The sequence below is a fragment of the Saccharopolyspora montiporae genome (genome assembly GCF_015209505.1).
In the GTDB taxonomy this organism is placed as follows: Bacteria; Actinomycetota; Actinomycetes; order Mycobacteriales; family Pseudonocardiaceae; genus Saccharopolyspora; species Saccharopolyspora montiporae.
In genome coordinates this window covers 144,723-167,190 of record NZ_JADEYC010000009.1, presented here as the reverse complement: position 1 = coordinate 167,190, position 22,468 = coordinate 144,723, and the positions used below count along the sequence as shown (strand labels likewise).

19 protein-coding genes are annotated in these 22,468 nt (G+C 73.3%); 10 read left to right on the top strand and 9 right to left on the bottom strand.

Annotated features, from left to right (window positions below; genetic code table 11):
• Positions 1 to 36: 36 nt before the first annotated feature.
• Entirely contained in the window at positions 37 to 699 is a 663-nt protein-coding gene (locus tag IQ251_RS19665) for a glutaminyl-peptide cyclotransferase (RefSeq protein WP_370591229.1), read from the bottom strand.
• On the opposite strand from IQ251_RS19665, the gene IQ251_RS19660 reads away from it, so the two are divergent.
• Positions 688 to 1,812, top strand: coding sequence for a DUF3027 domain-containing protein (locus tag IQ251_RS19660; protein WP_370591228.1), 1,125 nt, complete (start codon positions 688 to 690; stop codon positions 1,810 to 1,812). The two genes, IQ251_RS19665 and IQ251_RS19660, sit on opposite strands and share 12 nt — an antisense overlap.
• Positions 1,809 to 4,772 (top strand): sacsin N-terminal ATP-binding-like domain-containing protein, encoded by a 2,964-nt coding sequence (locus IQ251_RS06140; protein ID WP_193927472.1) that lies wholly within the window; start codon positions 1,809 to 1,811, stop codon positions 4,770 to 4,772. The genes IQ251_RS19660 and IQ251_RS06140 overlap by 4 nt, the downstream gene beginning before the upstream one ends.
• A gap of 63 nt (positions 4,773 to 4,835) precedes the next feature.
• Here the strand turns inward: IQ251_RS06140 and IQ251_RS06135 are convergent, their stop codons facing one another.
• A complete protein-coding gene (locus tag IQ251_RS06135) occupies positions 4,836 to 5,135 on the bottom strand; it encodes a DUF2530 domain-containing protein (protein WP_193927471.1) in 300 nt (99 codons plus the stop codon).
• A 77-nt stretch (positions 5,136 to 5,212) separates the two neighbouring features.
• Between IQ251_RS06135 and IQ251_RS06130 the strand changes: the two genes are divergently transcribed.
• The 3 genes from IQ251_RS06130 to IQ251_RS06120 all read left to right on the top strand — a co-directional run bounded on the left by IQ251_RS06130 (position 5,213) and on the right by IQ251_RS06120 (position 8,617).
• Positions 5,213 to 6,682 (top strand): NCS2 family permease, encoded by a 1,470-nt coding sequence (locus IQ251_RS06130; RefSeq protein WP_193927470.1) that lies wholly within the window; start codon positions 5,213 to 5,215, stop codon positions 6,680 to 6,682.
• 187 nt (positions 6,683 to 6,869) lie between these two features.
• Entirely contained in the window at positions 6,870 to 7,304 is a 435-nt protein-coding gene (locus IQ251_RS06125; protein WP_193927469.1) for a MarR family winged helix-turn-helix transcriptional regulator, read from the top strand.
• An 83-nt stretch (positions 7,305 to 7,387) separates the two neighbouring features.
• Positions 7,388 to 8,617, top strand: a complete 1,230-nt coding sequence (locus tag IQ251_RS06120) for an MFS transporter (RefSeq protein WP_193927617.1) — start codon at positions 7,388 to 7,390, stop codon at positions 8,615 to 8,617.
• Between the two features lie 303 nt (positions 8,618 to 8,920).
• Here IQ251_RS06120 and IQ251_RS06115 read toward each other — a convergent pair whose 3' ends face one another.
• Positions 8,921 to 9,550, bottom strand: a complete 630-nt coding sequence (locus IQ251_RS06115; protein WP_193927468.1) for a superoxide dismutase — start codon at positions 9,548 to 9,550, stop codon at positions 8,921 to 8,923.
• A 506-nt stretch (positions 9,551 to 10,056) separates the two neighbouring features.
• Between IQ251_RS06115 and IQ251_RS06110 the strand changes: the two genes are divergently transcribed.
• From IQ251_RS06110 to IQ251_RS06100, 3 genes are read left to right on the top strand one after another with little or no spacing between them, the layout of a single operon-like run.
• On the top strand, positions 10,057 to 10,995 hold the full coding sequence (locus tag IQ251_RS06110) for an ABC transporter substrate-binding protein (protein ID WP_193927467.1): 939 nt from the start codon (positions 10,057 to 10,059) through the stop codon (positions 10,993 to 10,995).
• The gene (locus tag IQ251_RS06105; RefSeq protein ID WP_193927466.1) at positions 10,992 to 12,017 is read left to right on the top strand and encodes a FecCD family ABC transporter permease; all 1,026 of its coding nucleotides are present in this window, start codon (positions 10,992 to 10,994) and stop codon (positions 12,015 to 12,017) included. Before IQ251_RS06110 ends, IQ251_RS06105 begins: the two co-directional genes overlap by 4 nt.
• Positions 12,014 to 12,817, top strand: coding sequence for an ABC transporter ATP-binding protein (locus tag IQ251_RS06100; RefSeq protein WP_193927465.1), 804 nt, complete (start codon positions 12,014 to 12,016; stop codon positions 12,815 to 12,817). Before IQ251_RS06105 ends, IQ251_RS06100 begins: the two co-directional genes overlap by 4 nt.
• On the opposite strand, the gene IQ251_RS06095 is transcribed toward IQ251_RS06100, so the two are convergent.
• The 3 genes from IQ251_RS06095 to IQ251_RS06085 all read right to left on the bottom strand — a co-directional run bounded on the left by IQ251_RS06095 (position 12,787) and on the right by IQ251_RS06085 (position 16,712).
• Positions 12,787 to 14,283, bottom strand: a complete 1,497-nt coding sequence (locus tag IQ251_RS06095) for a glutamate-cysteine ligase family protein (protein ID WP_193927464.1) — start codon at positions 14,281 to 14,283, stop codon at positions 12,787 to 12,789. The two genes, IQ251_RS06100 and IQ251_RS06095, sit on opposite strands and share 31 nt — an antisense overlap.
• Before the next feature lie 193 nt (positions 14,284 to 14,476).
• Positions 14,477 to 15,412 carry an aldo/keto reductase gene (locus IQ251_RS06090; RefSeq protein ID WP_193927463.1) on the bottom strand — a complete coding sequence of 312 codons (936 nt, stop codon included), beginning with the start codon at positions 15,410 to 15,412 and terminating at the stop codon, positions 14,477 to 14,479.
• Between the two features lie 10 nt (positions 15,413 to 15,422).
• Positions 15,423 to 16,712 carry a multidrug effflux MFS transporter gene (locus tag IQ251_RS06085; RefSeq protein WP_193927462.1) on the bottom strand — a complete coding sequence of 430 codons (1,290 nt, stop codon included), beginning with the start codon at positions 16,710 to 16,712 and terminating at the stop codon, positions 15,423 to 15,425.
• A 135-nt stretch (positions 16,713 to 16,847) separates the two neighbouring features.
• Here IQ251_RS06085 and IQ251_RS06080 point away from each other — a divergent pair, with 135 nt between their 5' ends.
• Entirely contained in the window at positions 16,848 to 17,654 is an 807-nt protein-coding gene (locus IQ251_RS06080; RefSeq protein ID WP_193927461.1) for a TrmH family RNA methyltransferase, read from the top strand.
• The gene (locus tag IQ251_RS06075; RefSeq protein ID WP_193927460.1) at positions 17,651 to 18,229 is read left to right on the top strand and encodes a DUF2537 domain-containing protein; all 579 of its coding nucleotides are present in this window, start codon (positions 17,651 to 17,653) and stop codon (positions 18,227 to 18,229) included. The genes IQ251_RS06080 and IQ251_RS06075 overlap by 4 nt, the downstream gene beginning before the upstream one ends.
• A gap of 6 nt (positions 18,230 to 18,235) precedes the next feature.
• Here IQ251_RS06075 and sepH read toward each other — a convergent pair whose 3' ends face one another.
• The 3 genes from sepH to IQ251_RS06060 all read right to left on the bottom strand — a co-directional run bounded on the left by sepH (position 18,236) and on the right by IQ251_RS06060 (position 22,213).
• Entirely contained in the window at positions 18,236 to 19,225 is a 990-nt protein-coding gene (sepH, locus tag IQ251_RS06070; RefSeq protein WP_193927459.1) for a septation protein SepH, read from the bottom strand.
• 287 nt (positions 19,226 to 19,512) lie between these two features.
• Positions 19,513 to 20,655: a phosphoserine transaminase gene (serC, locus tag IQ251_RS06065; RefSeq protein WP_193927458.1), complete on the bottom strand. Its 1,143-nt coding sequence runs from the start codon at positions 20,653 to 20,655 to the stop codon at positions 19,513 to 19,515.
• A gap of 433 nt (positions 20,656 to 21,088) precedes the next feature.
• Positions 21,089 to 22,213: a citrate synthase 2 gene (locus tag IQ251_RS06060; protein WP_193927457.1), complete on the bottom strand. Its 1,125-nt coding sequence runs from the start codon at positions 22,211 to 22,213 to the stop codon at positions 21,089 to 21,091.
• Positions 22,214 to 22,468 lie beyond the last annotated feature (255 nt).

The following is a 22,468-nucleotide window of genomic DNA, read 5'->3' as shown; positions in this document are numbered from 1 at the left end:
CCCGCCCGCGCCGGAGCCGGTCGCCGTCGGGGCCGGTCAGGCCGGTGCGAACCGGACCCGGAACGTCGACGGCCAGTACTTGCCGGTCAGCAGGAACTCGTCGGTGCCCGGGACCGCGGCGATGCCGTTGAGCACGTCGGCGGCGTCGCGCTCGTGCTCCGGGAGGAGCCCGGACGCATCGACGACCGCGGTGACGGCACCGGATTCCGGATCGATCCGAACGATCTGCTCGCTGCCCCAGATGTTGGCCCACACCTGGCCGTGCGCGCACTCCAGCTCGTTGAGCTGCTGGACCGGTTCGCCCTCCGCCGTGACCTGCACCCGGTCCTGCTCGGCGAACGTCTCCGGATCGCGGAAGGTCAGCTCGTCGCCGCCGTCGCTCATCACCAGCCGCCCGTCGCCGTGGCACAGGCCCCAGCCCTCGCCGGAGTACTCCACCCGGCGCAGTTCGCGCAGGCTGTGCCGGTCCCGCTCGATCGCGACCCCTTCCTGCCAGGTGAGCTGCCAGATACGGTCACCGCGGACGGTGATCCCCTCGCCGAAGAGGTCCGCGGGCAGCCGGTCCTCGCGAAGCACCTCGCCGGTGCCGGGGTCGGCGGCCCGCATCGCGGAACCGCCGTAGGTGCCGGTGCCCTCGTAGAGGACGCCGTCCGCGATCTCCAGGCCCTGAGTGAACGAGGAGCGGTCGTGGCCGAGCACGTTGATCACCTCCGCTCGAAGGTGTGGCAGGCTGCCCGCGTGCCCAACGCCCTGATCGGTCTGCTCGCGGTCCTGCTCGCCGTGCTGCTGCGCTGGTACTGGCGCAGAGCACGCGGTGACGGCGAGCAGTGCGCCCAGCAGCGCACCGAGCAGCACGGTCGTGCGCTGACCACGCCGGATCGGATGTCGTCGCACCCCGAAAGCTTGACACGGGCGACGGCACCGGCGACCGCGTACGGCACAATCGAGCGCGTGACGCCGATGCCTGCTCCGATGACCAGCCCAGGCGCGGGTGGCCCGTTCGCCGAAGCGGGGCAGCCCGGGCCCGCACCCAGCAACCCGGAGCTCGCCGACGCGGTGGCGGTCGCCCGGGCCGCCGCCGAGCAGGAGGCGCAGCCGGTCGGGGAACCCATCGGTTCCTCGGGCCGCACCTCCGGTGCCGACGCCGATGCGGCGGTGGGCGCGCACGCCGGTACCGAGCCGGAAGGCCCGGACGCCGTGACGCACTTCTTCGAGTCGCACTACCCCGGTTACGTCGGTTGGCGCTGGGCGGTGACCGTGGCCAGCTCCGGCCCGGGCGCCGAGATCACCGTCAGCGAGGTCGTGCTGCTGCCCGGCCCGGACGCGCTGACCGCCCCGCAGTGGGTGCCGTGGAGCGACCGGGTCCGCCCCGAGGACATGAGCGCGGGCGATCTGCTGCCCGCCGCCGACGACGACCACCGCCTGGTCCCCGGCTACCTGGCCGGCAGTGACGAGCAGGAGCAGGAGGTCGCCTGGGAACTCGGCTTCGGCCGGGAGCGGGTGCTCAGCTTCGAGGGCAAGCTGGAGGCCGCCGACCGCTGGTTCGGTGGGGACTTCGGGCCGGGTTCCGAGATGGCCCGGATGGCGCCCGCGGCCTGCAGCACCTGCGGTTTCTTCCTGCAGCTGGCCGGTTCGATGGGCGGGGAGTTCGGGGTCTGCGCGAACGGGGTCTCGCCCGCCGATGGCCGGGTGGTCAGCGTCGAGTTCGGCTGCGGCGCGCATTCGCAGACCGAGGTGGACACCTCGTCGACCGTGCCGGTGGCCGAGGTCGTCTACGACGACACCACGCTGGACTTCGAGACGCGCGGGTGACCGAGCCGGACCCGTTCGACGCGGCCGGGTTGCGCCGGTCGGTGCTGCGGGCCTGGCAGGAGTCGCCCACCCGGTTCCGCGAGGACGTCAACGCCGAGCAGGACCTGCGCCGCGGCGGCTACCGGGACCGGCTGGCCGTCGAGCTCGCGCAGAACGCCGCGGACGCGGCCGGCGCGGACGGTGTGCTGCAGGTCCGGACCGAGGACGGTCAGCTGCGGGTGGCCAACACGGGTGCCCCGCTGACCGCGGCCGGCGTGGCCGCGCTGTCCTCGCTGCGCGCTTCGGCGAAGCGGGACGGCACTTCGGTCGGCCGGTTCGGCGTCGGGTTCGCCGCGGTGCTGGCCGTGTCCGACGATCCCGCCGTGCTGTCCACCGGTGGCGGCGTGCGGTTCTCCGCGCGGTGGACCGAGCAGGAGGCGGCGCAGCTGCCCGGGCCCGCCGCGGACGAGTCCGCCGGGGGAGCGGTGCCGGTGCTGCGGCTGCCCTGGCCGGACGAGCAGCAGCCGCCCGCGGGGTTCGCGACCGAGGTCCGGCTGCCGCTGCGCGCCGGGATCGAACCGGACGAGGTCCTGGCCGAGTTCGCCGAACAGGCCGCTGACCTGCTGCTGGCGCTGCCCGCGCTGCGCGAGATCCGGGTCGGCGCGGAGAGCTGGACGCGCAGCGACGACGGTTCGGACCGGGTCGCGGTGCACGGGCCGTCCGGCAGCAGGCGCTGGCTGGTGCACCGCGAATCGGGTGCGCTGGCCGAGGGCGTGCTGGCCGAGCTGGTCCCGGAGAGCGGGCACGCGCACTGGCGGGTGTGCTGGGCGCTGCCGCTGGGCCCGGGCGGTGAGCCGGAGCCGGGCGGTCCCGACGTGCTGCACGCGCCCACGCCGACCGAGGAGCGGTTGTCCCTGCCGGCCCGGCTGCTGGCCACCGTGCCGCTGGAGCCGGACCGGCGGCGCGTGGCGGCGGTCCCGGCCACCGATGCGGTGCTCACGCACGCGGCCGAGTGCTACCCGCAGCTGGTCGGCAAGCTGCCCGCCGAGCAGCGCACCTCCCTGGTGCCGCTGCCCGGGTTCCCGTTGTCCGATGTGGACGACAAGCTGCGCCAGGCGGTCGGCGACCGGCTGCGCGTGGTGTCCTGGCTGCCGCGTGCGGCGGGCGGCGCGGTCGATCCGGTGGAGGCCCGGGTGCTGGACCCGGTGTCCCCGGACCTGGTCGAGCTGCTGGCCGACGTGGTCGACGGGCTGCTGCCCGCCGAGTTCTCCGAACCGCGGCACCGCGCCGCGCTGCAGGCGCTGGAGGTGCCCCGGCTCGACCTGGCCGATGTGGTCGCGGCGGTGTCCGGGCTGCGGCGGGATCCGGACTGGTGGCACCGGCTGTACGCGGGGCTGGAGCCGATCGAGGCCGCCGATCCGCACGCGCGCGAGGAGTTCACTGCGCTGCCGGTTCCGCTGGCTGACGGCCGCACGGTCAGCGGTGTGCCCGGGGTCCTGCTGTGCCGGCCGGACGACCCGGCCACCGCGCTATCCGAACTGGACGTGTCCGGGCTGCGCATCGCGCACCCGGCGGCCACGCACCCGCTGCTGGAGCGGCTCGGTGCGCATCCGGCGGGCGCGCACGAACTGCTCGACGCGCCCGCGCTGGCCGACGCGGTGCGCAGCAGCGCCGCCGACGCGCACGCCGGGATGGACGTGCGCCCGCTGGCCCGCGCGGTGCTGCGGCTGGTCACCCGGGGCAGCGCGCCGGAGTGGCTCGGTGCGCTGGCGCTGCCCGCCACCGGCGGATCGGCGCGGCGGGCCGACGAGCTGGTGCTGCCCGGGTCCGAGTTGCTGCAGGTGCTGGATACGGCCGAGGTCGGTCCGGACGGTGCGCTGGGCGTGCTCGACCCCGAGTTCGCCGCCGAGCACGACGCGGAACTGCTGCGCGCGGTGGGCGTGTTGGACGGGTTCGCGGTGCACGTCGAGGAGGAACCCACCGCTGCGGACGAGGACTTCCCCGGCGCGCGGCAGTGGTGGGCCGAGCGGGTCGCCGCGGATCCGGACGGCGCCGTGCCGGGCCGGTTCACCGCGCTGCGCGATCTCGACCTGGTCGCCGATGACTGCTGGCCGGCGGCGTTGCGGCTGATCAGCCGCGATCCGGACGGTTGGCGGGCGCTGCGCGAACCCGGCGGCTATCCATCCTGGTGGATCGCGCGGTTCGCCCTGCTGGCCGGGCACCCGCCGGCGCACTGGCGGCTGCCCGGCGCCGCCGAACCGGAGGGACTGCACGATCCGGTGCCCGAGCTGGGCCTGGACGAGCAGGTGTTGCGCGCGGCGGGCGTGCGCGAGCGGCTGTCGGTCGGCGGGACCGCGGACGCGGCCGATCTGCTGTCCCGGCTAGGCGACCGGGATCGCGAGGTGCCCGCGGGCACTGCGCTGCGCGCGCACCGGGTGCTGGCCGAGGCCGTGGCGGGCGGAGCGGTGGATCCCGCCGAGGTCGATCCGCCGCAGCTGGTGCGCTCGCTGACCGGGGCGGTCGTGCCGGCCGAACGCGCGGTGGTGCTGGACGAGCCGTGGATGCTCGGGGTGCTGGAATCGGCGTTCGTCGTCGCGGGCGGTGGTCCGGAGGACACCGACCCGGAGGCGCTGGCCGAACTGCTGGACCTGCCGCTGGCGTCGGAGGAGGACGTGCCGGCCGTGCCGGATACCGGCAGCGCCCGGCCGTGGCGGGACGTGGCACGGGTGCCCGCCGCGGCGCGGCTGCTGGGCATCACCGTCCCGGATGGGCAGGTCGTGCTGCACGAGGAGCTGCACCTGCAGCTGCGCTCCGGTGCGCAGCGGGTGCACTGGTGGGTGGAACCGGACGGCCGGGTGCACGCCGAGCGGACGCCGGACGGTCTGGCCCGCGCCCTGGCGTGGGCGGTGCAGCGCTGGTCGGAGCGGTTCGCGCTGGCGGCGCTGCTGGCCGATCCCGGTGCGCCGACACTGCTGCGCTGAGCGGCCCGGCCGGCCGGCGAAACCGCGTCAGCCGGCGAAACCTGGTCAGCCGGCGAAACCTGGTCAGCCGTCCAATCCGGACAGGCCCTGCCAGGAGCCGCGCGAGCCGCGGCGGGCGGCCGAACGCTGCCACCGGAAGACACCGAAGCCGATGACGCCCAACCCGGTTCCGGCGGCCGAGGTCCAGAACTGGATACTCCACTGGCCACCGGCGGCGGCATCGACGCCGAACCAGACGGCACCGGCGGTCCACAGCAGCGTTCCGGCCAGCACCACGGGGGTGGGGTCGATGAGCTTGTGCGGCAACCGGGGGACGTGCCGGTGCTCCGGCGCGGCGGGGGTGGATTCGCTGCCTTCTGCCACGTCGGGCAGGCTACGCCGGGGAGTGTCGGGCGCGCGCGGACACCCGCCGCGCCACGGGTCGTGATGGGAAGCGCTGCATGACGGACAGTTCGACCGACGGGAACAAGTCGGTCCTGGATCGCTATTTCAAGATCTCCGAGCGCGGGTCCAGCATGTCCCGCGAAGTCCGCGGGGGCGTGGTCAGCTTCGTGACGCTGGCCTACATCATCGTGCTCAACCCGCTGATCCTGGGCAGCTACTCGCCGGACGACGCCGGCGCCAAGACCGACGTGCTGGGCAACATCCTGCCGGTCTCCCAGGTGGCGGCGTCCACCGCGCTGGTCGCGGGCGCGATGACGATCCTGTTCGGACTGGTCGCGAACTTCCCGTTCGCCATCGCCGCGGGCCTGGGCATCAACACCCTGCTGGCGGTCACCATCGCACCCCAGGTGACCTGGCCGGAGGCGATGGGCCTGGTGGTCGTGGACGGGATCGTCATCCTGGTCCTGGTCGCCACCGGATTCCGCACCGCGGTGTTCAACGCGGTCCCGCCCTCGCTCAAGGCGGCGATCGCGGTCGGCATCGGCTTCTTCATCACCATGGTCGGCATGGTCGACTCCGGGTTCGTCCGGCGGCTGCCGGACGAGGCGGACACCACCGTTCCGGTCGGCCTGGGCATCGACGGGTCGATCGCGTCCTGGCCGACGGCGGTGTTCGTGCTCGGGGTGCTGCTGACCGCGGTGCTCATGGTGCGCAGGGTCAAGGGCGCGATCCTGATCAGCGTCGCGGTGACCACGGTGCTGTCCATCGTGCTGGAGGCGGTGTTCCGCGCCGGGCCGTCCAGCGACACCAATCCGCAGGGCTGGAGCCTGGGCTACCCGGCGCTGCCGGAGCAGATCGCCGGGCTGCCGGACCTGTCGCTGGTCGGCGACATCTCGTTCGGCGCCTGGACCCGGTTGCCCGCGCTGGCCGCGGCGATGCTGGTGTTCACCCTGGTGCTGGCCAACTTCTTCGACGCGATGGGCACGATCACCGGCCTGGGCAAGGAGGCGGGTCTCGCCGACAAGGACGGCAACCTCCCCGGGGTGGGCAAGGCGCTGGCCGTGGAAGGCGTGGGCGCGGTGGCGGGCGGTGCCGGTTCGGCGAGCTCGAACACGGTGTTCGTGGAGTCGGCGTCCGGGATCGCGGAGGGCGCGCGGACGGGTTTCGCGAACATCGTCACCGGGCTGCTGTTCCTGGCCGCCATGTTCTTCACGCCGCTCTACGAGGTCATCCCGGTGGAGGCGGCCGCACCGGCGCTGGTCGTGGTCGGCGCGATGATGATCGCGCAGGTCAAGCAGATCGACCTGGCCGACCTGAGCACGGCGCTGCCCGCGTTCCTGACCATCGTGGTCATGCCGTTCACCTACTCGATCGCCAACGGCATCGGCGCCGGGTTCATCGCCTACGTGGTGATGCGCTCCGCGACCGGCCGGATCCGCGAGGTGCACCCGCTGATGTGGGTGGTCGCCGCGGCATTCGTCGTCTACTTCGCGACCGAACCGATCAGCGCCCTGCTCGGAATCTGACCGGTCCCGCCGGGGCTGGGCCGCTCGGGTGGTGGGCACCCGTCCGAGCGGAGGTGCGGTGCGTGGCCGTTCGTCGGCACAGCGGGCCGCCGGGTGCGGGCATCATCGGGAAGATCACTGATCGCCGCCCGTCGACCGGGGTGATCAATATGTCCGGTTTCCCGAGGTAGTTTGGTAGACTAACGACGTGTCTGACATCATTGAGCGCGAGCGCACCCTGGCCACCAGGCTGCGGCTCGCGGTCGTCCGGCTGAACCGGCGGTTGCGGGCGCAGGGCGGCGATTCGAAGATCACGCTGTCCCAGTTGTCAGCGATGTCCTGCCTGCATCGCTCCGGCGCGCTGACCCCGGGGGAGCTGGCCGCGAAGGAAGGCGTGCAGCCGCCGTCCATGACGCGGGTCATCGGCTTCCTGGAGGACGCGGGGCTGATGCACCGCAGGTCGCATCCCACCGACGGCAGGCAGGCCATCGTGGAGCTCACCGAAGCCGGCCAGGCCCGCATCGACGAGGAGGTCTCGGTGCGCGAGCGGTGGCTGGACCAGCAACTGCTGGACCTGTCGGAGGAGGAGCGTGCAACCCTGTCCGAGGCCGCGGAGATCATCCAGCGCCTCGCGAGCCGGTGAGCTGACCACGCCCGCGCGCGAGCCGCGCCGTGGCTGACCGGTCGCGAGCCGGGGCCGATCCTGCGGATGCGCCGCGCGGCGGGATGTTCCGGTCGCTGCGCGAGTACAACTACCGGCTCTACGCCGCGGGCCAGGTCGTTTCGCTCACCGGCACCTGGATGCAGCGGGCCGCCCAGGACTGGCTGGTGCTGGAGCTGTCCGGCGGTTCCCCGGTGGCGCTCGGCTACGCGGTCGCGCTGCAGTTCCTGCCCACCCTGGTGCTGACCCTGTGGGCCGGTGTGATCGCCGACCGGTTCGACAAGCGCCGGCTGCTGGTGCTCACCCAGACCGCGCTGGGTGCCTGCGGTCTGCTGCTGGGCCTGCTGGACGTGTCCGGCGCGGCCGAGCTCTGGCACGTCTACCTGCTGTGCCTGGTGCTCGGCTGCTTCTCCGCGGTGGACGCGCCGGTGCGGCAGTCGTTCGTCGTCGAGATGGTCGGGCCCGCGCAGCTGACCAACGCCGTCGCGCTGAACTCGATGACGTTCAACCTCGCGCGGGTGGTCGGCCCGGCGCTGTCCGGCGGACTGATCACCGTGATCGGCACCGGGTGGGTGTTCCTGCTCAACGGCGCCAGCTCGGCGGCGGTGGTCGCCGGACTGCTGCTGATGCGCACCGCCGATCTGCGCCGCGCGGACCCGGCTGCCGCGGAACCCGGGCAGTTGCGCGCCGGGCTGCGCTACGTGCGCGGGCGGCCGGACCTGATCGTGGTCATGGTCCTGGTGTTCTGCATCGGGACGTTCGGGATGAACTTCGAGAACACGTTCGCGGTGATCGCGCGCAACGTGTTCGGCCGCGACGCCGACGGGTACGGCCTGCTGATCACCGCGCTGGCGGTCGGCACGCTGTCCGGGGCCGCGCTGGCCGCCCGGCGCAGCGCGGGCAGCGGGTCGCGGATGCGGCTGATGCTGGTGGGTGCGGTGTCCTTCGGTGCGCTGCTCTCGCTCGCCTCGTTGATGCCGACCTACGAGCTGTTCGCCGCCGCGCTCGTCCCGGTGGGCATCGCGGTGATGACCTTCACGACCAGTGCCAACTCGACGGTGCAGTTGGCGGTGGAGCCGACGATGCGCGGCCGGGTCATGGGGCTCTACATGCTGCTGTTCATGGGCGGGAAACCGCTGGGCGGGTTGGCTTCCGGGTGGCTGGCCGATGTGCTCGGCCCGCGTTCCCCGTTGCTGCTGGGCGGATTGCTGTCCTTGGCGGGCGGGCTGCTCGCGGTGTGGTGGCTCGCGCGCCGACGCCGCGAAGATCGGGGGTTGCTGAGTGCGGGAGGTTAGGCTAACCTAAATCATGTCCGCTTCGTGGTGGGAGCGGCAGTCAGTTCGGGAACAGACTGGGCCCCGGCCTCCTTCGGGAGACCGGGGCCCAGTCGCGTTCGGGGCCGGGAACTCCCGCGCCGATCCGGTTGTCCACACCCTGTGGACAGTCGGTCTTCTTGTGGATAACTCGGTGGAGTGGCGGGTCCGGAAGCACTTCGGGGCCCTCCGCGCGGAGGGCCCCGAAGCGTTCGGCAGTGGGCTTGTCGGAGCACTCACCACCGAGGTTCTCGTGTCACCGGCGGGTCGTCGCCGATGCGCGGGTCAGGGAGTCGGCAGCCGCAACCCGTTCTGGCCGGCCCGGGCGTCGGCGAACCGGCGGCCGACCTCGGCCCAGTTCACGACGTTCCACAGCTGCTTGACGTAATCGGCCTTCACGTTCTTGTACTGCAGGTAGTAGGCGTGCTCCCAGATGTCGAACACCAGCAGCGGCGTCGTGGCGATCGACAGGTTCGAGTGGTGGTCGCGCAGCTGCTGGGTGATCAGCCGCTGGCCGACCGGGTCCCACGCGAGCACGCCCCAGCCGTTGCCCTGGATCGTGGTGGACACCGCCTCCATCTGCGCCCGGAAGGCGTCGAACGAGCCGAAGTCCTGGTCGATCGCGGCGGCCAGCTCGCCGGTGGGCTTGTCGCCGCCGTCCGGGCTCAGGATCTTCCACCAGACCAGGTGCAGCGAATGCCCGGCCAGGTTGAACGCGAGCGTGGTCTCCAGGCCGACGATCGAGGAGAAGTCGCCCTTGTCCCGGGCCTCCGCGATCTTGTCCACGGTGTCGTTGGCGCCCTTGACGTACGTGGCGTGGTGCTTGCTGTGGTGCAGCTCGTTGATCTCGCCGCTGATCGCAGGTTCCAGCGCCGCGTAGTCGTAGTCCAACTCCGGCAGCACGTACTGCGCCATGGGGGTTCCCTTCTTCCGATGTTCGCGAGGGGGTCGGGCGGCTCGCCGACGCCCACCGGCAGCCGAGTGACTGCGGGGCGAGTCGCACCCGGCGCCGGGTCGAGGCCGAACCCGTTCAGTCCCTTGTCGTCATCCTCTATCTGTTGCCAGACTTTTGCAAATACCCTGGCGTGGCGTTCGGTGGGCGGCTGCGAGGGATAGATCTCATCCGCCCCGCGTCCGGGCGGTGCGGGCAGCGCCTATGACCTGCTTCGATGCGCTGGCGTTCGGCTGCTGCGGCCGGTTGACCGCCGCATCGGGCTGCGGCAGCATCGGCGCGACCTCGTCGAGCAGGGGAAGCCGGTCGAACTCCGGCGCTGACCCGCAACGGTGGGCCGCGGTATACGCGGCGAGCCCGATCGCCTGCTCGCGAGGAGGCTCCACGAACCGCCGCGGACTGCGGGCAGGGCCTGCGGCACCGCGCGGCGCCGCCGGTCCGGCCGGTCCGCGGCCCGGCGGAAGGCACCATGCGCAGCACACCGGTCCTGCTCCTGATCCCGCTCCTGCTGGCCGGTTGCGCCGGCCCGCCGCAGCCGCCGCCGGACGGGACGCGGGTGGCCAACTGCGGCACCGAGCAGATCATCGAACGCGCACCGCAGCGGGTGGTCAGCCTCAACCAGCACGCCACCGAATTGCTGCTCGCGCTGGGACTGGGCGACCGCCTCGTCGGCACCGCCTACCCGGACGACCACGAACCGCCGGAGCAGGTCGCCGAGCAGTACCGGCGCGTGCCGCTGCTGGCCGAGAAGTACCCCTCGTTCGAACAGGTCCTGGCCGCCGATCCGGACCTGGTGGTGGGCGGGTACGCGAGCGCGTTCGACGACACCCGGGGCGCGGGACGGCAGGCGCTGGCCGACAGCGGGATCCCCACGCTGCTGCTGTCCGAATCCTGCGCCGACGGGCCCGCGGGCATGGACACGCTGCTGGCCGACATCCGGCTGTTCGGCGAGGTCCTCGACCTGGGCGCGGAGGCCGAGCGGCTGGCCGCGCAGATCACCGGCCGGGTGCGCGCGGTCGAGCAGCGGATCGCCGGGCGCGAGCCGGTCGACGTGTTCGTCTACGACTCCGGCGAGCCAGCCGCGATGACCCTCGGCCGGGACGGGGTCGGCAACGATGCGCTGCGCCGAGCGGGCGGTGCCAACGTGTTCGGCGATGTGCCCGGCGGGTTCCCCGACGTCAGCTGGGAGCAGGTCGCGGCCCGCGAGCCGGCGGCGATCGTGCTGGTCGACTACCTCGGCGCCCCGGTCGGCACCAAGCGCGACCACCTGCGCGGGCACCCGCTGGTCGGCCGGACGCCCGCGGCGCGCGCCGACCGGTTCAGCACCATCCCGCTGGTCGAGCTCACCGAGGGCATCCGGTTCCCGGACGCGGTGGAGCGGCTGGCCGCGGACCTGCACGGCGCATGAGGCGGGCGAGGACGTCCGCGGTGCACGCGGTGCTGCTCGTCGCGCTCGTCGCCGCGGTCGGTCTCGCGGTCTCGCTGGGTTCGGTGCCCGTTCCCGTCGACCAGGTGGGTCGGATCCTGCTCGACCCCCTGCTGTTCTGGACCGGTCCGGCCGAGAGCCCCGGGCTCGCGGCGATCGTGTGGGAGTCCCGGATGCCGCGGGTGGCGGCGGCGCTGGTCGTGGGGGCCTCGCTGGCGCTGGCCGGCGGGGTCGCGCAGCTGGTGACCGCCAACCCGATGGCCGATCCGTACCTGCTCGGGGTGTCCCAGGGTGCCGGCCTGGCGGTGTCGGTGCTGGTGGTGTTCGGCGTCGGCGCGGGCCTGCTGGGCGCGGCGACCCAGCCGGTGGCCGCGTTCCTCGGCGGACTGGCCGCGCTGCTGGCGGTGCTGCTGGTGACCGGGCGCTCCGGTTCGGCGACGAAGCTCGTGCTGGGCGGGCTGGCGGTCGGCCAGGTGGCGTCTGCGCTGACCTCGCTGGTGCTGCACACGAGTCCGTCCGGCGACCACGCGGTGCAGGTGCTGTTCTGGATCACCGGTGGACTCGGTGCGGTGCGCTGGGAGTCGCTGGCCTTCCCCGCCGCTGCGCTCGGTGTTGGTGCGCTGGCCGCGCTGGTGACCGCCCGCCGGCTGAACGTGCTGCGTTCCGGCGACGACGCCGCGGCCGCGCTGGGCGTGGATCCGCGGGTGCTGCGCACCCTGGCGCTCGTCGGGATTTCGCTGCTGGCCGGGACTTCGGTCGCCGTCGCGGGCGGGATCGGCTTCGTCGGGCTGCTGGTGCCGCACGCCGCCGCCTTCCTGGTCGGCTCCGAAGCGCGCCGCATGCTGTCCGTCTCGGCGCTGCTCGGTGCGGTGTTCCTGGTGGTGGCGGATCTGGTGGCCCGGCTCGCGGTGGCTCCGTCCGAACTACCGGTGGGCGTGCTGACCGCGCTGGTGGGCGGGCCGCTGTTCCTGTCCATGCTCTGGCGGAGGAGGAGCGTCGGATGAGCGTGCGGATCCGCGGTCTGCGGGTGGAGCTGGCCGGCCGCGCGGCGGTGTCCGATGTGGACTTGGATGTCCCGGCGGGTGAGGTGTTCGGGCTCGTCGGGCCGAACGGCAGCGGCAAGACGACGCTGCTGCGCGCGCTGTACCGCGCGGTGCGGCCGGTTTCCGGATCCGCGGACGTGGCGGGTGCGCCGGTGGCGAACACCGGGCGGCGCGCGCTGGCGCGGCTGCTCGGCGCCACCACCCAGGAAGTCGTGCGCGCGGGCGGATTGGCGGTGCGCGAGGTCGTGGCACAGGGCCGCACCGCGCATCTGGGGCTGCTGTCCCGTCCCGGGCCGGAGGACGAGGACGCGGTGCGGCGCGCGCTGCGGGCCACCGAGCTCGCCGGGGCCGCGGACCGGGACGTGTCCCGGCTGTCCGGCGGGGAGCTGCAGCGCGTGGTCATCGCCCGCGCGCTGGCGCAGCGCCCGCAGGTGCTGGTGCTGGACGAGCCGACCAACCACCTGGACCTGCGCCACCGGTACGCCGTGCTGCAGCTGCTCGGTGAGCTCGCCCGCGGTGGGACCACCGTGTTGCTGACCGCGCACGACCTCGACCTCGCGGTCCGGTTCTGCGACCGGCTGGGCGTCCTGGACGGCGGGCGGTTGGTGGCGGCCGGTGAGCCCGGCGAGGTGCTGGACGAGCGGTTGCTGGCCGAGGTGTTCGGCATCCGGGCGCGGACCGAGCGCGCCGGCGGCCGGTGGCGGTTGGAGGTGGACGGTCCGCTGGATGCTCAGTCCAGCGACCACTCGTGCACCGGCTGACCGCCGTCGCAGTGCTCGATGTAGCGGCGCAGCATCCCGGCCAGCGCCGCGCGGCGGTCCCACCCGCGGTCTTCGAGCCGCGCCACCACCGAGCGCTGCCAGGTCGCGCCGTTGCGCCGCGCCACGCAGCGGTCGCGCACCACGCCCAGGTAGTGCTCGCGCACCTCGTCGGCCACCCCGCACGCGCGCAGGCCCTCGTGCGCCAGCGGCAGCAGCCTGCGCAGCACCAGTTCGTCCGGGGTGACCCAGCCGGCGCCGGGCCAGTACAGCGTGGCGTCCATGCCGTGCCGGGCCCCGGAGTAGAAGTTCTCCTCCGCGGCTTCGAACGACATCTGCGTCCACAGTGGCCGATCCTGCTCGGCGAGCGCCCGCTGCGCGCCGTAGAAGAACGCGGCGTTGGCGACCACGTCCGGCACCGATGGGCCCGCGGGCAGCACGCGGTTCTCCACCCGCAGGTGCGGGACCCCGCCCGCCGGGTCGTACACCGGCCGGTTCCACCGCCAGATCGTCCCGTTGTGCAGGCGCAGTTCGGCCAGCGACGGCGTCCGCCCGCTGTGCAGCGCGGCCAGCGGGTCCTCGTCCTCGGGCTCGGGCAGCAACGCGGGGAAGTAGCGCACGTTCTCCTCGAACAGGTCGAAGATCGAGGTGATCCAGCGTTCGCCGAACCACACCCGCGGGCGCACGCCCTGGTTGGCCAGCTCCTGCGGGCGGGTATCGGTCGACTGCAGGAACAGCGGCACCCGGGTCTCGTGCCACAGCGCTTTGCCCAGGACGAACGGCGAGTTCGCACCGATGGCCAGCTGTACCCCGGCCAGGCACTGCGCGGCGTTCCAGTGCGCGGCGAAGTCCTCCGGGGCCACCTGCAGGTGCAGCTGCACCGAGGTCCCCGCCGCCTCGGGCAGGATCGTCCCGGACAGCGAGCGGACCCGCTCCCCGCCGCGCTCGTCGAGCGGGACGCCCTCGACGTCGAGGCGCATCTGCTCGCCGCGGGCCAGCATGATCTGCTCGTTGAGCAGCGAATACCGCGGGCTGTGGGTGAACCACTCGGGGCCGAAGTGCTCGCTGCGCAACGTGGGCAGCATGCCGATCATCGCGACCCGGGCCCCGGCGTCCCGGGCCGCCGCGTCGGCGCGGGCCAGCGAACCGGTCAGCGCCGCGGACAGCCGGTTGCCGCTGTCCCCGCCGATCACGTGCGGTTCGACGTTCAATTCGATGTTGTGCTGGGCGAGTTCGGTGGTGAACGAGGGGTCGGCGAGCTTGTCCAGCACGACGGCATTGGCCATCACCGGTTCCATGCCCGAGCCCACCAGGCACAGCTCGACCTCGACGCCCATCTGCTGGTGCGGGAAGGAGAACGTGCCGTCGGCCAGCATCCGCGCCAACGCGTCGAGGCCCCGCTGCATCTTGTCGCGATACCGCTCCCGGTCCACCGGCCGGAATGCCCGGTCCGTCACGTGCCGTCCCATGCCGTGTCTCCGATCGATCGGCAGCACGTCAGCACCCGGTCGCCCCGCCCGCCTCCCGCGGACGATGCCCCCGCATGTCCGGCACCCCCGAGATCCGCGACAGCGGGTCACCGGGGCCACCGGGGAACCCACGGTGACACATCACTACCCCGGGCGACAGCGGCCAAAACGGTATCCGGCCGGTGACCGGCGGTCAGCGCGAGGCGTCGTCCAGCCGCTGCATTTCCTCGGCGGACAACCGGATTTCGGCCGCGGTCAGCAGCGGCTGGAGCTGGTCGAGGTTGCGCGCGCTGGCGATCGGCGCGGTCACCCCCGGCTTGCCGGCCAGCCAGGCCAGCGCGACCGAGGCCAGCGGAACCCCGCGCACCAGGGCGATCTCGTCCAGCGCGGCCAGCACCTGCACACCGCGCTCGTCCAGGTACGCGCGGGCCCCTTCGGCCCGTGGGCTGTCCGAGGTGTCGTCGCCGGGCCGGTACTTGCCGGTGAGGAAACCCTTGGCCAGCGCGTAGTACGGCAGCACACCGAGCCCCTCGCGCTCGACGAGCGCGGACAGCTCGCCCTCGAAGTCCGCGCGCTCCACCAGGTTGTAGTGCGGCTGCAGCGCGGCGAACTCGGCCAACCCACCGCTGCGCGACACCGACAGCGCCTCCTGCAGCCGCGCGGCGGAGTAGTTGGACGCGGCGATGTGCCGCACCTTGCCGGACCGCACCAGGCCGTCGAACGCGGTCAGCGCCTCCTCCAGCGGGGTGTCCGCGTCGTCGTGGTGCGCGTAGTAGAGGTCGATGTGGTCCGTGCCGAGCCGGCGCAGCGAATCCTCCGCCGCCGCGGTGATGTTCGCCGCGGACAGGCCGGGCCGCTGCTCCCACATGCCGACCTTGGTGGCGATCAGCACGTCGTCGCGGTTGCCACGCGCCCGCAGCCACTCGCCGAGGACCTGCTCGGACTCACCGCCCGCGTTGCCGGGCACGAACGTGGAGTAGACATCCGCGGTGTCCACGAAGTTGCCACCCGCCGCCAGGTAGGTGTCCAGCACGGCGAAGGACTGCTCGCGGTCGGCCGTCCAGCCGAACACGTTGCCGCCGAGGCAGAGGGGGAAGACGTCCAGATCGGTGTTGCCGAGTTGAGCCATACCCCCGAACCTACCGGCGCCCCGGTCGGCCGCGGCCGTGCGCGGCGCCCGCCGGTTCGTCCTGCGCGGCCTCGGTGGTGCTGGGACTGGTCGCGCGCCTGCCCATGGTCAGGAAGGCGGTCAGCGCCAGCAGCACCACGCCGAACATCACCAGCACCATGGGCAGTTCGGAACCGGCGCCGCCGAGGCCGACCAGCGGTGCGGCCAGCGCGCCGATGACGAACTGGCACACGCCCAGCAGCGCGGAGGCGGTACCGGAGATCTCCCGGTTCTCGGCCAGGGCCAGCATCGTGGTGTTCGGCATGACGAAGCCGAGGCTGGAGATCATCACGAACAGGGCCGCCAGCAGGAACGGCAGCGGCAGGCCCAGCAGGGCGGTGGCCACCAGCACGGCACCGGCCGCGGTGGCCCCGGACAGCGCGCACAGCAGCAGCGTGCTCTCCCCGGCGAACCGGCCGACCAGGCGCGCGTTGACCTGCCCGGCCAGCACCAGTCCGATCGCGTTCGCGCCGAAGACCAGGCTGTAGGTCTGCGGGGACATGCCGTGCAGATCTTGCAGCACGAACGACGAGCCGGACACGTAGGAGAACATCGCGGCCATGGCCAACCCGGCGGTCAGCGCGTTGCCCAGGAACGAGCGCTCGGCGAGCAGTCGGCCGAAGGTGCGGAACGTCGGACCCAGCCGGGCGGGCGTGCGCCAGTGGACCGGTTTGGTCTCCGGCAGCAGGAAGGTGGTGACCGCCAGCAGCAGGGCGCCGAACCCGGTCAGCACCACGAACACCCCGCGCCAGTCGGTGTGGTTGAGCACCTGCCCGCCGATCACCGGCGCCAGGATCGGCGCCAGCCCGGTGACCAGCATCAGCGAGGAGAAGAACCGGGCGGCTTCCACCCCGCCGTAGAGGTCGCGCACCGTGGCGCGCGCGATGACCATGCCCGCGGCGGCGCCGAATCCCTGCAGGAAGCGCAGCCCCATCAGCGCGAACACCGATCCGGACAGCGTGCACAGCACGGTCGCGACGAGGTAGAGCACCAGCCCGACCAGCAGTGGTTTCCGCCTGCCGACCGAGTCGCTGACCGGTCCGGCCACCAGCTGGCCGAACGCCAGGCCGAACAGCACGGTCGTCAGCGTCAGCTGCGCCTGCGCTTCGGTGGCGCCGAGTTCGCCGGCCAGTTGCGGCAGCGCGGGCAGGTACATGTCGATGGTCAGCGGCCCGAACGCGGTCAGCCCGCCGAGGATGAGCGCGAAGCGCAGCTTCTTGCCGGCATGTGCGTGCCGCTCGGGTTCTCCGTCGGTGGCCATGGTGCTCCTCTGCGACTCCGTGCCGTGCCGCGGTGAGTAACGCGAGAGTCCTTCGGTTTATGCCCGCGGGCGCGGTGCCTCGGCTCTCATCTTCGGCCCGTTCGAGCGGTCCCGCCCGGGTGCGAGAATGCTCGTGTGGCAAGAATCGTCGAGGTCGGCGAGGCGGATGATCCGCGGGTCGACGACTTCCGGGACCTGTCCCGCGCGGATCGGCGCCCGGATCGCCCCGGCGGCCGGGGCCTGGTGATCGCGGAGGGCGTCGTCGTCGTGCGGCGGCTGCTCGCCTCGCCCTATCCGGTCCGCGCGCTGTTCGGGGTGCACCGCAGGTTGGACGAGCTGTCCGCGGACCTCGCCGCGGTGGACGTGCCCGCCTACGCCGCCGATGCCGACGTCATGGCGCAGGTCGTCGGGTTCCACCTGAACCGCGGGGTGCTGGCCGTGGCCGACCGGGCCCCGGAGCCCGAGCCGCGCGAGCTGATCGCCGGGGCGCAGCGGCTGGCCGTGCTGGAGGGCATCGGCGACCACGAGAACCTCGGCTCGCTGTTCCGCAACGCCGCGGCCCTGGGCGTGGACGGGGTGCTGTTGGGGTCCGGCTGCTCCGATCCGCTCTACCGGCGCAGCGTGCGGGTCTCCATGGGCCACGTGCTGCGGGTGCCGTTCGCCCGCCTGGACGCCTGGCCGGACGACCTCGCCCTGCTGCGCGACGCCGGGCTGCGGATCGCGGCGCTGACCCCGCGCGCGGGATCGGTCCCGCTCGGGCAGGCGGACCTGGACCGCGGACCGGTGGCGGTGCTGCTGGGATCCGAGGGGCCCGGGCTGACCGAGGAGGCCATCGCGGCGGCGGACACCGCGGTGCGCATCCCGATGGCCGGCGACGTGGACTCGCTGAACGTGGCCACCTCCGCGGCGGTCGCCTTCCACGAGATGGGAGCGGGCCGGTGAACCCCGCGGCCACCGCGCGGCACGAGTGGCAGCTGCAGGTCCGGGACGGGCGCCCGGTACTCGCGCAGCCCGGTGCGGTCGAACTGGACATCGCCGCGGTGGGGTTGTCGGCGGACCTGGTCGACGCGCTGCACGAGTGGGCGGAGGTCTGCGGCTCGCTGTCCGCGGACGGAGCCGCGCAGCGCGGCGAGGCCGTCTCCCGCCGCGGACGCCGGCTGGCCGCGCGCATGGCGGCCGAAACCGGTGCGGAGATCGTCTACCGCGATCCGGTGCGCGGCCACCCGATCCGGCTGGGCGGCGGCGCGCGCACGGCCGAACCCGTGCCGTGGGGATCCGGGCTGCTGGTCAGCGGGATCATCGCTGCGCTCGTCGCCGTCACCCTGGTCGTCATGACGCTCGGGTTGGCCGAGGTCAGTCCGGTGCTGAGCGTGCTGGTCAACCTCGCGGTGGCCGCCGGGCTGGCGCCCTCGGTCTGGATCGGCCGCCGGACGCCGGTGTGGCGTTGGGTGGCCTTCGGCACCGGCGCCGGGATCTGCGCCGCCTGGTGCGCGCTGCTGCTCGGCCTGCTGGGCTGAGCGGCGTCACCGGTGCGAGCGCACGCCCAGCAGCACGTCCTCCCAGGACGGGACGATCGGGTGGCTCTTGCGGTTGCGCCGGTTCTCCGACCGCGGCGACGCGTCCTCCTCCGGCTCCTCGGCCGGTACGGCACCGCCCTGCTCGGCCGCGGTCGGCTCGGGCGGGCGCGGCTCGACGCTCCGCTGCGGTTCGGCGACCGCGGGCGGTACCGGAGCGTTGTCCGCGGTGTCCGGCAGCGGGGCCGCGCCGTCGGCGGCCGCGGGCTCGGCCGGCCCGTCCAGGTCCAGCAGCGGACTGCCCGCCCGCGGCGGGGGCTCGGTCGGGTCCTCCGTCTCGGCGCCCGGCTGGTCCTGGTCGAGCTGCAGCGCCTCGCGTGCCAGCTCGGTGACCGGGCGGACCGTGCGCAGCGGGCGGTTCGGCGAGGGATCCAGCAGCTCGGCAGCGTGCTCGTCCAGCGCGGCGACCGTGCCGCCGTGCGCACCCGGGTGGAACGTCCAGTGCGCCCCGTTCTCCGAGCGGCCGGCCTGCCAGAGCAGCTGGACGACCCACTTGCCGTCCTCGCCGCGCCAGGCGTCCCAGTTCGCCTCGGTGTACTCGTGCCCGCGCATGCCGAAGGTGTGCGCCACGACTTCGCCGAGCGTCTGCACGTCCGGGCCGTCCTCGCGCACCGGGTGCGCGCGCTGGGCCATCTCCGCGATCTGCGCGCGCTCCAGCAGCACCGGGTAGGCGTAGCGTTCGACGCGCTGCTCCGGGATGCCGTGCGCGGTGGCGATCTGCTCGACGGAGGCCCCGGCGCGGACGCGGGCCTGGATCTCCCGCGGCCGGATCTGCGACTCCATCTCGATCTGCACCTGGCCGAGCCGGGTCAGGTCGCCGCGCGCCGCAGCGCGCAACCGCTCGTCGGCGGGAACGTTGAAGCGCTCGCCGTTCTCCGGGTCCTCGCAGATGACGGATTCACCGTCCTCGTCGAGCCCGACCACTCGCAGCGCTCGCATATGCCAGCCTCCCGCCGACTACATGTCACCAAGCTGTGACAGTAACCCGGCGTGCCGCCTTGACGGGGCAGGCACGCCGGGCACGTCGTGCTGTTGGTCGCTCTTCCCGCGTCTGATCTTGCCGGAAGAACAGCCCCCGTGCGAACGGGTAGTTCCACTCAAATCGTGGATCCGGACACGTGCCGTGCCCGGTCGCGTCACTCGTGGAGGTGGCGGGAGTGCTCGGGTTTGTGCTGGTCACCGGGGTGTTCCCGCGTGATCGCGGAACACCCCGGCTGCGCTGCGCATCAGGACAGCTTGGAAACGACCCAATCGATGGACTTGGTAAGAGCGGTCACATCGTCCGGCTCGATGGCCGGGAACGTGCCGATCCGCAGCTGGTTGCGGCCCAGCTTGCGGTACGGCTCGGTGTCCACGATGCCGTTGGCGCGCAGGGCCGTGGCGACCGCGGCCGCGTCCACCGACTCGTCGAAGTCGATGGTGCCGACCACCTGGGAGCGCTTGGCGGTGTCCTGCACGTACGGGGTGGCGAAGTCCGAGGCCTCCGCCCAGCCGTACAGCCGCTGCGAGCTCTCCTTGGTGCGGGCGTCGCTCCAGGACAGCCCGCCCTTGCCGTTCATCCAGTCGATCTGGTCGGCCAGCAGGAACAGCGTCGCGATCGCCGGGGTGTTGTAGGTCTGGTCCTTGCGCGAGTTGTCCAGCGCCGTGGTCAGCGACAGGAACTCCGGCACGTACCGGCCGGAACCGCCGATCTCGCCGACCCGCTCGATGGCGGCCGGGCTCATCGCGGCCAGCCACAGCCCGCCGTCCGAGGCGAACGACTTCTGCGGCGCGAAGTAGTACACGTCCACCTCGGCCGGGTCGAACGCCAGGCCGCCCGCGCCCGAGGTCGCGTCCACCGCGATCAGCGCGTTCTCCGAACCCGCGGGGCGGGACGGGGGAAGCATGACGCCGGTGGAGGTCTCGTTGTGCGCCCAGGAGATCAGGTCGACGCTCGGGTCGGAGACCGGCGTCGGCGCGTCACCCGGCTCGGACTCGACGACCACCGGGTCGGACAGGAACGGGGCCGACTTCGTGGCCTTGGCGAACTTCGAGGAGAACTCGCCGTAGCTCAGGTGCAGGGCGCGCTCGCGGACCAGGCCGAACGCAGCGGCGTCCCAGAACGCGGTGGACCCGCCGACGCCCAGCACGACCTCGTAGCCCTCGGGCAGCGAGAACAGCTCGGCCAGCCCGGAGCGGACCCGTCCGACCAGCGACTTCACCGGCTTCTGCCGGTGCGAAGTGCCCATCAGACCGGCGCCTTCGGTGGCCAGCCGGGTGAGCTGCTCACCGCGCACCTTGGACGGGCCGCAGCCGAACCGGCCGTCGGCCGGCTTGAGCTCGTCGGGCAGCTTCAGGTTCGTCGGGTCGATGGTCTCGGCCTGCGTCATGCCGGCGCCTCCGGTTGTCGTGATGCCTGTACCGGGATCGGCGGACCGCCCCGGACTTCGTCGGACCCGGCGCCGTTGCCGGCTCCCCGCCGCGCCGCGGGCCTTCCTCCGTCCGGAGTCCGGTCCGCCCGGTACCCGGCTTCCGCCGGGTGCGCGCGGCCGCACTGCAACTTACTGCGGTACCCCGCGTCGGCCAAAGCCTCCGAACCCCGGACCGGTGAATCGACCCGGTCCGCACCCGGCTCGGCGGGCCCGCGCGGGGCGCCGCCCGCCCGCGCGTTCGCGCACCGCGTTCGCGCTGGTTACCAGGATAATCGCGGGTGCCGGACGCGGATGGTGACGTGAGCCGCGGCGGGGCCGGCGGCGGCTGCGCGCGGCGGGCGGTGGTCTCCGCCACCCCGGGCCCGCGATCACCCCCCGTGTCCGGCCGGGCTCACACCGGAGCGCCCACCGGGGACGCCCCGCGCCAGCCGGGCACGTCGTGCGGGGGACGCGGGTCCGGCCCGGTGTACTCGGCCGACGGACGCACCAGCCGGCCGGTCCGCTGCTGCTCCAGCACGTGCGCCGACCAGCCGGCCAGCCGGGCGCAGGTGAACATCGCGGGCATCATCGGCGTCGGCACCTGCGCGAAGTCCAGCACCACCGCCGCCCAGAACTCCACGTTCGTCTCGATCTGGCGGTCCGGGCGACGCTCGCGCAGCACGTCCAGCGCCGCCGCCTCCAGCGCGCGGGCCACCTCGAAACGCGGGGCGCCGAGCTGCTCGCAGGTGCTGCGCAGCACGCGGGCCCGCGGGTCCTCGGCGCGGTAGACCCGGTGCCCGAAGCCCATCAGCCGGTCCCCGCGGTCCAGCACGGACTCCACGACCTGCCGGGCGTCCCCGGTCCGCTCGGCCTCGTCGAGCATCGGCAGCACCCGGGCCGGCGCGCCGCCGTGCAGCGGACCGGACATCGCGCCGACCGCACCGGACAGGCAGGCCGCCGCGTCCGCGCCGGTGGAGGCGATGACCCGGGCGGTGAAGGTGGAGGCGTTGAGCCCGTGCTCGGCGGCCGAGACCCAGTAGGCGTCCAACGCGCGGGCGTGCGCGGGGTTCGCCTCGCCGCGCCAGCTCACCAGGAACCGCTCGGCGGCCGAACCGGCCCGGTCGATCTGCTCCGCGGGCACCGGGGGTTCCTCGCCACGCGCCGACTGCGCCGCGTAGGACAGCGCCAGCCCGGTGCAGCGGGCCAGCTGGTCGCGGGCGGTCGCCGCGTCCACGTCCAGCAGCGGTGCCATCCCCTCGGCGGGACCTGCCGCGGCCAGCGCCGCCTGCACATCGGCCCGCACGTCCCCGGTGCGCAGCGGCAGCGGGTCCGCCGCCGCGGGCTGCGGGCCGGTGCCGAACTCGCCGTCCACCAGCAGCGACCACACATCGCCGAACGGGGTGGTGCCCACCAGGTCCTCGATGTCCACCCCGCGGTAGCGCAGTGCGCCTCCGCCGCGGTCCGGTTCTGCGATCTCGGTCCGGAACGCCACGACGCCTTCCAGGCCGGGGCGGAACTCGGTGCCGGCACTGCTCATGATCTGCCTCGTCTCATCGCGGTTCACCGCGCCGGGCGCGGTCGTTGCAGTGGCGGGGTGGGCCCACGGTGCCGCGGTGCAACTCCTGCGGCAATCGTGCCGGTGCGGAAAAAAATTCGCCGATCGGAGTCCGCACAACTGCGCGGGATTTTCCGCAGCGGCCCGCCGGTGGGAAATTCGGTGTAACCACCTCGTTCCCGACCGGTAAAACACCAGGTCAGCAAGTCCGGGGGTGCTGAAAGCCGTGTTAGGAAT

Excerpts from the sequence above, each read along its gene's own strand:
- IQ251_RS06130 (WP_193927470.1), top strand. The coding sequence starts at position 5,213 with ATGACGGACAGTTCGACCGACGGGAACAAGTCGGTCCTGGATCGCTAT.
- IQ251_RS06120 (WP_193927617.1), top strand. The coding sequence starts at position 7,388 with ATGTTCCGGTCGCTGCGCGAGTACAACTACCGGCTCTACGCCGCGGGC.
- IQ251_RS06115 (WP_193927468.1), bottom strand. The coding sequence starts at position 9,550 with ATGGCGCAGTACGTGCTGCCGGAGTTGGACTACGACTACGCGGCGCTG.
- IQ251_RS06110 (WP_193927467.1), top strand. The coding sequence starts at position 10,057 with ATGCGCAGCACACCGGTCCTGCTCCTGATCCCGCTCCTGCTGGCCGGT.
- IQ251_RS06105 (WP_193927466.1), top strand. The coding sequence starts at position 10,992 with ATGAGGCGGGCGAGGACGTCCGCGGTGCACGCGGTGCTGCTCGTCGCG.
- IQ251_RS06100 (WP_193927465.1), top strand. The coding sequence starts at position 12,014 with ATGAGCGTGCGGATCCGCGGTCTGCGGGTGGAGCTGGCCGGCCGCGCG.
- IQ251_RS06095 (WP_193927464.1), bottom strand. The coding sequence starts at position 14,283 with ATGGGACGGCACGTGACGGACCGGGCATTCCGGCCGGTGGACCGGGAG.
- IQ251_RS06090 (WP_193927463.1), bottom strand. The coding sequence starts at position 15,412 with ATGGCTCAACTCGGCAACACCGATCTGGACGTCTTCCCCCTCTGCCTC.
- IQ251_RS06085 (WP_193927462.1), bottom strand. The coding sequence starts at position 16,712 with ATGGCCACCGACGGAGAACCCGAGCGGCACGCACATGCCGGCAAGAAG.
- sepH (WP_193927459.1), bottom strand. The coding sequence starts at position 19,225 with ATGCGAGCGCTGCGAGTGGTCGGGCTCGACGAGGACGGTGAATCCGTC.
- serC (WP_193927458.1), bottom strand. The coding sequence starts at position 20,655 with ATGACGCAGGCCGAGACCATCGACCCGACGAACCTGAAGCTGCCCGAC.
- IQ251_RS06060 (WP_193927457.1), bottom strand. The coding sequence starts at position 22,213 with ATGAGCAGTGCCGGCACCGAGTTCCGCCCCGGCCTGGAAGGCGTCGTG.